This is a genomic window from Vibrio sp. KMM 9700 (genome assembly GCF_058545285.1).
Genome location: NZ_CM178589.1, coordinates 1,978,951 through 1,991,968 on the forward strand (window position 1 = coordinate 1,978,951; position 13,018 = coordinate 1,991,968).

11 protein-coding genes are annotated in these 13,018 nt (G+C 41.0%); 4 read left to right on the top strand and 7 right to left on the bottom strand.

All coding sequences use genetic code 11. The features are described from left to right. Positions 1 to 81 precede the first annotated feature (81 nt). From AC2VOY_RS08780 to AC2VOY_RS08795, 4 genes are all read right to left on the bottom strand, one after another. The gene (locus tag AC2VOY_RS08780) at positions 82 to 702 is read right to left on the bottom strand and encodes a TRIC cation channel family protein (protein ID WP_491830949.1); all 621 of its coding nucleotides are present in this window, start codon (positions 700 to 702) and stop codon (positions 82 to 84) included. Then, positions 702 to 1,556, bottom strand: coding sequence for a helical backbone metal receptor (locus AC2VOY_RS08785; RefSeq protein ID WP_491830950.1), 855 nt, complete (start codon positions 1,554 to 1,556; stop codon positions 702 to 704). The genes AC2VOY_RS08780 and AC2VOY_RS08785 overlap by 1 nt, the downstream gene beginning before the upstream one ends. Positions 1,557 to 1,664: 108 nt before the next feature. Continuing rightward, complete coding sequence (mtnN, locus tag AC2VOY_RS08790) at positions 1,665 to 2,360, bottom strand: 5'-methylthioadenosine/S-adenosylhomocysteine nucleosidase (protein ID WP_491830951.1); 696 nt, start codon at positions 2,358 to 2,360, stop codon at positions 1,665 to 1,667. 100 nt (positions 2,361 to 2,460) lie between these two features. Further along, on the bottom strand, positions 2,461 to 2,835 hold the full coding sequence (locus AC2VOY_RS08795) for a DUF1499 domain-containing protein (RefSeq protein WP_491830952.1): 375 nt from the start codon (positions 2,833 to 2,835) through the stop codon (positions 2,461 to 2,463). A 385-nt stretch (positions 2,836 to 3,220) separates the two neighbouring features. On the opposite strand from AC2VOY_RS08795, the gene hisC reads away from it, so the two are divergent. Continuing rightward, entirely contained in the window at positions 3,221 to 4,339 is a 1,119-nt protein-coding gene (gene hisC, locus AC2VOY_RS08800; protein ID WP_491833062.1) for a histidinol-phosphate transaminase, read from the top strand. Between the two features lie 18 nt (positions 4,340 to 4,357). Further along, positions 4,358 to 5,131 carry a transporter substrate-binding domain-containing protein gene (locus AC2VOY_RS08805; RefSeq protein WP_491830953.1) on the top strand — a complete coding sequence of 258 codons (774 nt, stop codon included), beginning with the start codon at positions 4,358 to 4,360 and terminating at the stop codon, positions 5,129 to 5,131. 325 nt (positions 5,132 to 5,456) lie between these two features. Here AC2VOY_RS08805 and thrC read toward each other — a convergent pair whose 3' ends face one another. From thrC to thrA, 3 genes are read right to left on the bottom strand one after another with little or no spacing between them, the layout of a single operon-like run. Beyond that, the gene (gene thrC / locus AC2VOY_RS08810; RefSeq protein WP_491830954.1) at positions 5,457 to 6,749 is read right to left on the bottom strand and encodes a threonine synthase; all 1,293 of its coding nucleotides are present in this window, start codon (positions 6,747 to 6,749) and stop codon (positions 5,457 to 5,459) included. Then, positions 6,746 to 7,789, bottom strand: a complete 1,044-nt coding sequence (gene thrB / locus AC2VOY_RS08815) for a homoserine kinase (RefSeq protein ID WP_491830956.1) — start codon at positions 7,787 to 7,789, stop codon at positions 6,746 to 6,748. Before thrB ends, thrC begins: the two co-directional genes overlap by 4 nt. Position 7,790: 1 nt before the next feature. Further along, positions 7,791 to 10,250, bottom strand: a complete 2,460-nt coding sequence (thrA, locus tag AC2VOY_RS08820) for a bifunctional aspartate kinase/homoserine dehydrogenase I (RefSeq protein ID WP_491830957.1) — start codon at positions 10,248 to 10,250, stop codon at positions 7,791 to 7,793. Positions 10,251 to 10,871: 621 nt separating this feature from the next. Here thrA and arcA point away from each other — a divergent pair. Together arcA and AC2VOY_RS08830 are read left to right on the top strand one after the other, a co-directional pair. Next, positions 10,872 to 11,588, top strand: coding sequence for a two-component system response regulator ArcA (gene arcA, locus AC2VOY_RS08825; protein ID WP_491830958.1), 717 nt, complete (start codon positions 10,872 to 10,874; stop codon positions 11,586 to 11,588). A 370-nt stretch (positions 11,589 to 11,958) separates the two neighbouring features. Next, positions 11,959 to 12,840, top strand: coding sequence for a LysR family transcriptional regulator (locus tag AC2VOY_RS08830; protein WP_491830959.1), 882 nt, complete (start codon positions 11,959 to 11,961; stop codon positions 12,838 to 12,840). Positions 12,841 to 13,018: the final 178 nt, after the last annotated feature.

Below are 13,018 nucleotides of genomic sequence, written 5' to 3' on the forward strand. Positions count from 1 at the left end.
TGCAATAAAGTTACTTTTAATTTAGGACACCCATGTATTTATTTGCTGCAATAAAAGTGGGTGTCCTGTTTTATATAAGGTCTAATTACTTGAGATCAAAGAAAAAGTAGGTAGAGATAAGTGCCAGCGAATGGCAGCAAGGCGAATCGATAAGGTTACGACGACGCCACATAAAAATGCTGCGGATGAAGCAAGGCCAAAGTATAAAGCGCAGGTGTGGACGATACCACCTGCAATGCAAGCTGTGGCATAAATTTCACTTCGCAACACCATAGGGATCTCACGAGCTAAAATATCACGTATGATCCCACCGCCACAGCCGGTGATAACGCCCATGATCACAGCGATCGTCATCGAGTCATTATAATTAAGTGATTTTTCTACCCCAATACCTACAAATGCAGCCAGCCCAATTGCATCTAAAACGGGCAAAACATACCAAGGCATGCGTTTCGGGTGACTGACAAGCGCAAGGGTTAATGCACAAGTGATGATGATCATCCAGATATAATTGGTATCGGTTATCCAAAAGACAGGCGTTGCGCCAAGTAACATATCGCGAATTGACCCGCCACCAATCGCAGTGACACTTGCCAAAACGACAACGCCAAAAGGGTCCATTTTTAAGCGTCCAGCGAGTAGCACGCCAGAAATCGCAAACACAGCAGTGCCTGCAATATCAAAAAAATATAATAAACTCATTACTTGGTTGACCTTGCTTTATCTAAATCGGTACATATTTGGTTGATCGCAGATAGGGTGCGGCTCGTTGCGCGGCTGATCCAGTCTGGATTAAGTGAGTAAGTATTGTGCAAAACAGATTGCGGCAGCATTTTACCCCAATTTAAATTTTGTACATCTAATTTCTCTGCAAATGAGTAAAAAATAACATCCGGTGGATTTTTTAAAATCTGCTCTTTATTGATTTGTGGGTAAGCGACGAGATCGGACTGAAGAATATTCTCACCTCCACAAAGTTCAAACATTTCTGTGGTCCAATTTTTTCCTGCAATGCTCATCATTGGGCTTTCGCTAAGTAAATACAGGTACTTGAGTTTTGGCTTTGCCTGATTCTGTGCTTTGAATTCAGCAAGTTTAGCTTGATATGACTGAGCTAAAGCAAGACCAATGGAAGGATCGTCTGCATATTGGCTTAATTTTTGAATATTTAAGCCTATATCAGAAAGTTGATTCTCTTCGATCCACACCACTTGAATCCCAAATTTGTCTAACTTCTCAAGCTGTGAACGCGCAGGGCCTTCTTGCCAAGCAATGATTAGATCAGGTTTTAAAGCAATGATACGCTCTAAATTTACGCCTTGATAATTTGAGACAGTTTCAAGTGTCTTTGCTTCTTCGGGGTAGTCGCTGGCCTCGCCAACTGCAATGAGTTTATCACCTAAACCTGCGCTAAAAGCGAGCTCTGCGGTGTGCGGGGTTAAGGTAATGATACGCTTTGGTTTGGCTTTTTCTTGGGCAAAAGTATGCAAGCTTAGGAAAAGACAAAAGCCAGGTAATAACAAGCGAATGAGTTTGGATGAGAATGAGGTTTTCATAGGAATAAATGTGGGACACCCATGTTTTGTCATACGGGATAGAATACGGGACACCCATCTATTTTAAAGCTAAACAAAAAGGTGAGTGTCCTTTATTTTAAAGGCAAATTATTTAATCAATTCAACCATTTTTAATACCATTGCAGAAGATGTCTTCGCTGCAAGAGGCAAGAACTCATCAAAGCTCATTGGTGATTCTTTATCTGCAACATCAGAAATCGCGCGTACGACAACGAAAGGCACGTTAAATTGGTGACAGGTTTGCGCAATTGCGGCAGCTTCCATCTCAACAGCAACAACGCCTGGGAAATTTTGACGAATATAATTTTGGCGCTCTGGCGTGCAGACGAATACATCACCGGTGCAGATAAGACCACGTACAGCATGTTGATCTTCGAGTGCATTGAGTGCTTTCTCAGTTAAATCCATTAGTTTTGGATCAGCAATAAAGGCTGCAGGTTGGCTTGCCATTTGGCCGATTTCATAACCAAAAGCTGTGACGTCTGCATCATGGTGGCGAACCTCAGTTGAAATCACCACATCACCGTGGTTTAAACTTGGATCAAAGCCGCCAGCAGAACCTGTATTGATCACAGCATCAACATCAAAGCACTCTAAAAGCAAAGTTGTGCCAACACTTGCAGCCACTTTACCAATGCCAGATTGAAGTAAGACTAACTCAACACCTTGATATTCACCAGTATAAAAAGTGCAACCTGCTTTCGTGTGTGTGCTTAAGTTGTCTAATGCTGATTTTAAGATCGCAACTTCTTGTTCCATTGCGCCAATAATGCCAAGTTTCATTTTATTCTCTCTCTTAATTACGAATCTGGGACACCCATGTACTAATTTTGAACGTGCATAGGTTTGTTGGCGCCAAGTTTAACATAGAGTCGTAAGCTTGTTATTGAGAAATAATTAAATTTGCATCCACAAGCTTTTGGCGAAATTGCTCCATACGTTCGCGGTTTACACCAAAATCAGAATATCCAACGCGAGACTTTGAGCGGATGTGCAGAATTTTACCTGTCTTGACTATATGTACGTCATCGACGAAGCGAAATAGGCGGCTGGTGAAGGTGACATGCAACTCATTTTCTGTTTTTGATTCAGTTTTACTGCGATCAAAGGTCAAGATGACATCTTCAATTTGGGAAAGAGAAATATCTTCTGAGACGAGTTCAAATGGTGCGACTTTATGGCTTTCGCGGATCTCATCGGTTGAAACGCAATTAGGTTTTGAGCTGCATAATAAAACAGCTTTGTTTTCATTTTCCATATTGTTCATCCTTGTTTCAGTTGTGTCGGCCCAAGCTTGCATGGAACAAGTGCTGATGCATAAACAGCTTAAGCATAACTTCCAAGTTCTTAAGTTCAAATGTAACAAAATATATCCTGATAAGTTCAAGTTTACACCCAAATAGGTATGAACTGCTAGTTTGTCGTTTATCCTTGGGAGCTATGCTCAAAAGCACTGGTATGACTGACAAGCAAGACTCTATCCCTCTTTAGTATCTAATCCTTAAGGCTATAAATCTATGTATTTTATTCAACGAAGTTAAAATAAAGAAAAATTTAAATTTTAAATGAATTTTATTGCATTTTTAATGAATAAATATTAACTTGTATCTCAAGCACTAATTCGAAAGTTAAAGGTAGTTATGATCCACGCATTGCTCGAAAAAATTGTTCCAACACATGTTCAAAAGCTAGAGCCATATCAGTCCGCACGTCGTATTGGTGGTAAGGGTAGAATTTGGCTCAATGCGAATGAGTTAGAAGAAGGTATTGAGTTTGCGAAGACGCAACAAGATGTCAGTACCTTGGATGCAAATCGTTATCCTGACTTTTTACCACATGAAGTCGCAGATGACTATTTAGCCTATTGTGAAAAGCATTTTTCTTTTAATAATCAAGAAAGAAAAAAGTCACAGGCAGTGGCTGTGCGTGGCGCTGATGAAGCAATTGATTTGTTGGTGAGAGGCTTTTGCGCGCCAGTTCAAGATAGCATTTTGATTTGTACGCCAACTTATGGCATGTATGAGTTTTGCGCTGATGCAATGGCTATCAATACGCATAAAGTGCCGCTAAATTCAGAATTTCAACTGGATTTGGATGCGATTATTCCAAAGTTAGATCAGGTGAACCTTGTATTTTTATGTTCGCCAAATAACCCAACTGGCAACATTATCAATAAGCAAGATATTGAAACCTTACTTGAAAAATCACAAGACAAGGCAATTGTGGTAGTGGATGAGGCTTATATTGAATTTGCTCCAGAGGCGAGCGTGTTAGATTTGATGGCCAAATACCCGCATCTTGTGGTCATTCGTACTTTGTCAAAAGCCTTTGGTTTGGCTTCTGTGCGTTGTGGTTTTTTAATCGCGAGTGAAGAGGTGATGGCTGTCGTGAGTAAGGTTATCCCGCCTTATCCACTAGCGGATGTCGCAGCGAAGATTGCAAAAAATGCGCTCGATAATGAGGGCGTTCAAAAGATGCAAGCAAAAACGAAAGGGTTAATTGCAATCAAAAACAAATTTATCGAAGGGCTCGAAAACCTTTCTATCGTTGAAAAAGTCTATCCTTCGGCAACAAATTTTGTCTTGATTAAATTTAAACCAGATACTTGTTTTTATCAGTATCTGCTTTCAAAAGAGATTGTCACTCGTAATCAAGCGCATGAACTCGTCTTACAAAATTGCGTAAGAATTTCAATTGGATGTGAAGAGAGCATGGGCGAAACATTGCAGGCGCTGCAAGATTATTCAAGTACAAATAAATAAGCTTAAAAGGAATTTAACATGAAAAAAATTATCACTCTTATCGCGCTGCTGACAGCAACTTTTTCTACGACCAGTTTTGCAGCCCAAAAGCCACTACGTTTAGTTGCAGATTTTACTTATCCTCCTTTTAATTATAAAGATGAAAAAGGTCAACCAGCAGGTTTTGATATTGAAATTGGTAATGCATTGTGCCAAGAAATGAATCGTGAATGTGAATGGGTATCCCAAAGTTGGGATGGTTTGATCCCTGCATTATTATCGCGTAAAGCAGATGCGATCTTAGCTTCAATGCGTGCAACAGAAGAGCGTAAGCGTAAGATCTTATTCACCAATAAATACTATCAAACCACAGCTAGCTTTATGATCCATCAAGATGAGAATATTGAAATCAGTAAAGAAGGCTTTAAAGGTAAAACTATTGGTGTCCAAATTGGTACCATTCATGACCGTTATGTTACTGATACCTATGGTGATGTAGCAAATATCAAACGTTATACTGGACAAGATGAAGTCTTTTTAGATTTTGATAAAGGCACTGTTGATATCGTTTTTGGTAATACAGATCAACTACAGTTAGCTTATCTTGATAAAGAGAATGGTAAAAATGGCAAGTTAGCTGGTGATCCTGTGACGGATGTTCCTTATTTAAGCCAAGGTATGGCGATTGGTTTACGCATGCAAGACAAGCAATTGGCGCAGGACTTTAACCAAGCGATTGATGCGATCCGCGCGGATGGGACTTACGATAAAATAGCAGATAAATACTTTACCTTTGATATTTATGGCAACTAAAGTCTAAATTTTTTGAAAGCTTAAAGCCCTATGATCAAGTTGATCTAGGGCTTTTTTGCGCCTTAAAACAAATTTAATTTATGCTAGGGAAGAGGTTCAAAAGGATGGGTGTCCTCTATTTGTTACTAAATTAATTTAGGCAAAGATCTAAATACTAAAACGGTGGGTGTCTTTTATTTACTCTCTTTATTTACTTTATGGGATAGAGGTTTTAAAAGATGGGTGTCCTCTATTTACTATCTATAGCCAGAAATAAAAATACCCACAAATTCAATGAACTGTGGGTATTTTTAATGGTGTAGCTGTTTAGCTTTATAGGCTAAGCTTATTTCGCATTCACTTCACGTAACACACCAGCTAGGGCATCAAAGTCATCTGCTAGGTCGCCAGAAAGTAGCTCCATCGCATCATGTTTTGCAAGTGGTGCAGGTAGGTCAATGTCCTTGCCTAAGATTTCATCAACCACTTCCTTAAACTTCGCAGGGTGAGCGGTACACAAGAATAAGCCTGTTTCGCCTTCGCTTAGGTTTTGCTCTAACACGCGATAAGCAATGGCGCCATGTGGTTCACAGAGATAACCTAACTTATCAAGCTTTTGTACGCTTTCTGCGCTTTCACTATCCAGCACTTTACCTGACGCTAGCTCATCAAGTCCCCAAGATTTAACTTTGCAAAGCTCTTCGATACGTGGCCAGTTGTTTGGTTGGCTCACATCCATCGCATTTGAGGTTGTTGCAACCGTTGGTTTTGGATCCCACTTACCGGTTTCAAGGTAGCGCGGCACAGTATCATTGGCATTGGTTGCAGCGATAAAGCGTTTCACAGGTAATCCCATTGCTTTCGCGATTAAACCTGCAGTTAAGTTACCAAAGTTACCGCTTGGAACTGAAATCACAAGATCTTGACGTTTTTCAACCGGTAGTTGCGAAACAGCTTCAAAGTAATAACAAACTTGCGCCATTAAGCGGCTGATATTAATTGAGTTTGCTGAGTTTAAGCCGATTTCTTGGCGTAGTGCTTGGTCATCAAATGCTGCTTTAACCAAAGATTGGCAAGCATCAAAATCGCCATCCACAGCTAGTGTGTAGATGTTTTTGCCGAGCGTACAGAATAGTTTTTCTTGCAGGCGGCTGATCTTGCCTTTTGGATATAAAATCACGACATTGATGTTTTCCATGCCATAAAAAGCATGCGCCACTGCTGCGCCAGTGTCACCTGACGTTGCGGTTAAAATTGTGATTTTGCCTTCTTTATCTGCCGTGACTGCGGCAAGAGATTGGGCCATAAAACGGCCACCAAAATCTTTAAATGCTAGTGTTGGGCCGTGGAATAACTCAAGCGCATAGACCCCATCTTTCACCGCTTGAATTGGCGCAGGGAATTGGAACGCATTGCTCACCATCTCATTAATCGTATGAACAGAAAGCTCATCACCAATGAGGCTAGCTAAAATCTCAGTGCTGCGAGTAATAAAGTCTTTTTCAAGTAGCGCATCAATATCTTCAAATGTTGGGATTTTTTCAGGAAAGAATAAGCCCTGATCTTGACCTAAACCTTGACGGACGGCCTGTGCGAAATCGACAACCTCTTGTGGGTGTTTAATGTTATACAGCTTCATAATTCACTTCCTGTTAATTTTGAACCTTTTTGATCAAGTTTGCAGACATGCACAAAGCCTTGATCGGTTTGTAAGTAATTTTGGGACAGCCAAGTCTTAACACGCTCAGCTGTTTCTAAGTTATCACAAATCCCAAATAAAGTTGGGCCTGATCCAGAAATCCCACAAGCTAATGCGCCCATAGTCATCAATTGCTCACGCGACTCTTTAAAACCAGGGAGTAAAGACTGGCGATAAGGTTCGGCGATCACATCTTTGATCATTTTGGCCGCGAGTGCGCTTTGGCCTGAATAACAGGCATGGATAAAGCCGCCAAGGTGGCGACCATGGGCAATAATATCTTGTTTGCGATACTGAGCAGGTAAGATCTCACGCGCAGCAGCGGTGGAAACCGTGATCCCTGGGTAGGCCATGACCCAATACCAGTCATCAAAACATGGCACGCCTTGGCTGATGATCCCAAGTTCTTCCACCATAAGTTGCAAGCCGCCAAGGTAGCATGGCGCAACATTGTCATAGTGAATGCCGCCAGAAATCTCTCCTTCCATTTCACCCATTAATGCAAGCAGTTCAGTTTCACTCAATGGGTTTTGGTGGAACTGATTTAAGGCATCAAGCGCTGCGACAATAGAGCATGCACTTGAGCCTAGCCCTGAACCAATTGGCATATTTTTTTCGAGCGTCATGGCAACAGGTTTGAGCTTTGTTTGGGTAACTAAAGCATGGGTGTCCTGAGTTTGTTTCAATGCAGCGTCATGTTTTTTCTTTAATTCACGCGCAAAGACTTGCCAGCAGCGATAAACGATATTCTCTTTCGGATCGCTTGGCAGCTTATCTTTAAAATGACCGACGGCGTCAAGCGTAAACTCACTTTCACCAAGCGCAACTTTAACGCGATCGCCAAGCAGTGTGCCATCAACAGGTGAAACCGCAGCGCCCAAAACGTCAAAGCCGACGCTAACATTACCAATGGATGCTGGTGCGTATACGACAACACTTTGGTCTGGATTATTTGGATCTAAAACATGGGTGTCCTGCATTTTACGCTCCTAATTTCCAGCCAAGAGTACGCATGACATCAGCAAATACGCCAGCAGCTGTTACTTCGCTGCCTGCGCCATAGCCACGTAGAACAAGTGGGATAGGTTGATAGTAACGGCTGTAGAATGCTAGGGCATTTTCACCATCTTTGATCTTAAACATAGGATCATCACTATCGACCGCAGCAATGGCTACTTTACATTGTCCATCAATGATTTGGCCGACATAGCGGAGCACTTTGCCTTCGCTTGCAGCTTTATCCATGAGATCTTTGAAGTAACTGTCAGCCTCAGGCAGGCGCGATAAAAATTCTTCAACTGAGCCGCTGTCATCAAATTCAGGTGGCAGGGCTTTTTCAACGATAACGTCTTCAAGCTCGATATCCATGCCAGCTTCACGCGCAAGAATAAGTAGTTTACGTGCCACATCCATACCAGATAAATCATCACGAGGATCCGGCTCGGTAAAGCCATTATCTTTTGCTTGTAGCGTTGCTTGGCTGAGTGAGTGTCCTTCATCTAATTTGCCGAAGATGTAAGAAAGTGAGCCAGATAAAATGCCGTTGAATTTTTCAAGCTCATCACCCGCTGCAATGAGATTTTGCAAGTTTTCAATGACAGGTAAGCCTGCGCCAACGGTTGTTTCATACATCAGCTTACGGCGTGATGCACGTGCTTGATAACGCAGCTGACGATAATATTCCATACTTGCAGTGTTAGCCTTTTTGTTTGGCGTCACGACGTGGAAGCCAGCTGCAAGGAAATCTGCGTATTGATCAGCAATCTCTTGATTTGACGTACAATCAACAAAGACAGGGTTGATGATATGATTGCGCTCAACCAAGGCTTTCATGCCGGTTAAGCTAAAGCTTTCTGAACTGTTACTTAGGCGATCTTGCCAGTTTTCAAGTGAAAGACCTTGGGCATCTAGCAGCATGCCTTTTGAGTTTGCAAGACCGCAAACACGTAGCACAATGCCTTTTTCAGCCAGTTTTGGTTGCTGACGGGCAAATTGATCCACAAGCTCGCTACCTACGCCGCCAAGACCGACTAAGAATACATCAAGGAAGTGCTTCGAGTTAAATAGGTTTTCATGACAAGCTTTAATCGCCACAGAGATGCGATCTTCTGGGATCACGGCTGAAATGGCACGCTCTGAAGAGCCTTGCGCAATGGCCACGATATTGATGTTTACTTCTGCCAGTGACGAGAAGAACTGAGAGGCAACGCCGCGCGCCGTACGCATCTTGTCGCCAACTAAGGTAACGATCGCAACATTGTCAGTAAATTCAACCGGATCAAGCAGGCCATTGGCAAGCTCGAGCTCAAATACATTATTGAGCGCTTGTTTGGCTTTGCCTTTCGCTGCAGATTCAATACAAAAACTGATGCTGTATTCTGAAGATGATTGAGTGATCAAAACGATTGATACGCCTGCAGCAGACATGGCGCCAAAGACGCGACTTGCCATACCAACCATGCCTTTCATGCCTGGGCCTGAAACGTTAACCATAGTGAGTTTATCTAACGTCGTGATGCCTTTAATTGCTAGACCATCTTCACCTGTGTCTTGACCAATCAGAGTGCCAGGCGCTTGCGGATCAAAGCTGTTTTTGATTAAGCAAGGGATCTGGAAGCGAGCAATCGGGGCAATTGTTTTTGGATGCAAAACTGATGCGCCAAAGTAAGAGAGTTCCATCGCTTCTTGATAGCTCAAGGATTTAAGCAAGCGCGCATCATCCACAAGACGCGGATCGCAGTTATATACGCCATCTACATCCGTCCAGATTTCACAGCAAGAGGCGCGTACACATGCTGCCAGTGCGGCGGCTGAGTAATCCGAGCCATTACGCCCAAGCGTGACGAGTTCACCCTCTGGATTTGCCGCCGTAAAGCCTGGCATGATATGAATAAAGCCTTCTTCAAGCGGATTATCAACAAAGTTTTGTGTTGAAGCGTCCACATCAACCATAGCTTCTAAGTGTGAGCCATGAGCAAGTAGGTATTTGGTTGGGTCAAGAATTTTGGCAGGAAAGCCAAGGGCTTCAAGGACAGATTGCATTAACACAATTGAAATACGCTCACCTTTACTGATAATGCGCGCTTCAACTTTTTTAGGACAACTTTGGAGTAAGCTAATCCCTTGTACAAAGGCAATCAGCTGAGTCATGGTGCTAGCAAGTTTGTCATCAAAACTGCGGCGGTCAAGTTTAGGCAATTCATGTGCAAGATTGTTGTACAAATCGATAAAGGATTCTTCTAGTGCTTGCACATCTTTGCTAACGTCAATGCCTTGTCTGGCACTCTCGATAATTGCAACGAGTTTATTGGTTGTTTTTCCCGGCGCTGATAGCACAACTGCAGTGGCTTCTTGTTTGGCATTGTTGCTAATAATGTTTGCTGCACGCAAAAAGCGATTTGCATCTGCTAATGATGAGCCGCCAAATTTTAATACTCGCATCCTTACTCCTTGGTCAAGTCTTTAATTCATCTAATAATTTTGTGTTAATTCGTTATTTTAAAGTCGTAAATAATAAAAAAGCCCGCATCGCTTATTGGATGCAGGCTTTAAGAAATGTGATGTATGCGCCTGCCCCAACTAAGTCATGTCGGTAATAATCATGGTCATGGTGATAATGATTGAGGTGAGGGCAGTGTGTTGCATCTAACTATATCCTTGTGTCTTGAATGCCTTATCCATTAGGCTAAAATTATCTATATGTGAGTCCGCTATGAGCGAATCGCTTAAAAAGTAACTAGGTTCTAGATTTACCGATTTGAGGCTTTGAGTCAATCAAAACTTTGCAAAAACAACAGATTCAATGAAAATTACTTTCAGATGTGTATTTTGACTTAGTTTCTAGGCTGAAACCTTGGTCAAACTTCACTGCTTAATTATGTTTAATATTTGTCAAATATAGAGGTACTTATATTAATAGATAGCAAGTTTCATTTAGATACACAAAAAATGAGCACTTGATATAAATCAACAAAGATATTGTTTATATAGAATAGGTTGTTGTTAGCAGGGTGTTAACGCTGTAAACTACAGAAAATAAGCTTACGAATTAGGTACCTTCTTATGCAAACTCCCCACATTCTTATCGTCGAAGACGAACAAGTTACACGTAATACGCTAAAGAGTATTTTCGAAGCAGAAGGATATGCTGTGTTTGAGGCAAGTGATGGCGACAGCATGCATCAAGTATTGTCTGAAAATCAAATCAACCTGGTCATTATGGATATTAACTTACCAGGTAAAAATGGGTTATTACTTGCTCGTGAATTACGTGAGCAAGCAAATGTCGCGCTAATGTTTTTAACAGGGCGTGATAATGAAGTGGATAAGATTTTAGGTTTAGAAATTGGTGCAGATGATTATATCACTAAGCCATTTAATCCTCGCGAATTAACTATTCGTGCGCGTAATTTATTACAACGTTCAATGACGCTTTCTGATGCACCAGAAGAAAAACGTATTATTGATAAGTATAAATTTAACGGTTGGGTATTGGATATTAATAGCCGTTCTTTAATTAATCCAAATAACGAAAGCTATAAATTGCCTCGTTCTGAGTTCCGTGCTTTGCTACATTTTTGCGAGAATCCAGGGAAAATCCAAACCCGTGCAGATTTATTAAAGAAAATGACTGGTCGTGAATTAAAACCGCATGATCGTACGGTTGATGTGACAATTCGTCGTATCCGTAAGCATTTTGAATCTGTTTCTGATACGCCTGAAATTATCGCGACTATTCATGGTGAAGGCTATCGTTTTTGTGGTGATTTAGAGCTTTAATCATCAGAACGCGAGCTGTATCTATTGACGCGAAAAGCTAACAGTAAACTTTAAAACGAGACCTAAATGTAGTGTCTCGTTTTTTTATCTCTTTACTTGATTTAAGTTGAGATAATATGTTTACTGAGAGCGACTTACACATATCTATTTCGTCCTTCGAATAATGTTTATTATCTCAGTTATTGAATGAAAAATTAGACCTTATTCTTAGGCTCAATATCAGTTGGTAATATTTTTAAGAAATTGAATTTTAAATAATTTAAATGATTATTTTATTCTTTGAAATTATTTTTGATTTACATCATAAGCAAAGATATTATCCTTTGATAAAGTAGCACTCTATCGCAAATAACTTAACGAAAGGTAAGTAATGAAGATTGATGATTTGAAACTCTTTATGTTAGTTGTGGAGTTGGGCGGTTTTACCGCAGCGGCTGACGCATCTAATTTACCTCGCTCAAATGTCAGTCGCCGTATTAATGATCTTGAAGATGAGTTAAATGTAAAACTCTTAACCCGTACTACACGTCGTTTAACTTTAACGCCAACAGGTAAAGAGTATTATCAAAACCTACAAAATATAATCCCTCAGCTCGACCAAACCCATGAGGCGATTCGTACTCAGAGCCATAGTCCGGTTGGCAAAATAAAAATTGGCTTACTTAATGAAACGGATATTTTAATTCATGAAATCCTCTATGGCTTTTTAAATGAATATCCAAATATTCAAGTCGAAACCCATCTAAGTAGTATTGGTTATCACGATATCATGAATTATGGCTTAGATGCGTGTGTGCATATTGGGCCGATTAATGATGGCTCTGTCATCGCAAGACCTATTGCTAGCTTTAAGCGTAAGCTCTATGCCAGTCCTGACTATATAAAGAAGCAGGGGATGCCGTTAACGCTTTCTGATTTACATCGGCATTTTTTACTTATCATCCGTTGGCCAGACGGTCGCTTAGAAAACCGTTGGGAGTTTAATAAAGGGGATATAGTTGTTGATAGCCGTTTGATTTCAAATAGCTCCTACTATGTTCGCCATGCTGTATTCCACGGTGGAGGGATAGGGCTACTTCCTGAGGTGATAATGCAGCCTTATGTTGATCGCGGAGAGATAGTCGAAGTCTTGCCTGATCATCATATGACACTTGATGATACATGGCTGGTGTACCCGAGTCGCCAAGGGTTATCTTACGCCGCGCGACTGTTTGTGAACTATGTCTTAGATAGGGTTCAAGTATTGTCATAAGATCACTTTAAACTTTATAAAGCATCTAAAAAAAGTACAAAAATCGCAATCACTTTTGATGATTTGAGCGTTTTTTGTGCTTTTTTTTTGCTCAAACCTTTGATTGTCTCGTTTTTCATGACAATGAAAACATGTTTTGCATGCTTATTTATTGCACAAATTCCTCTAATATTCTCCA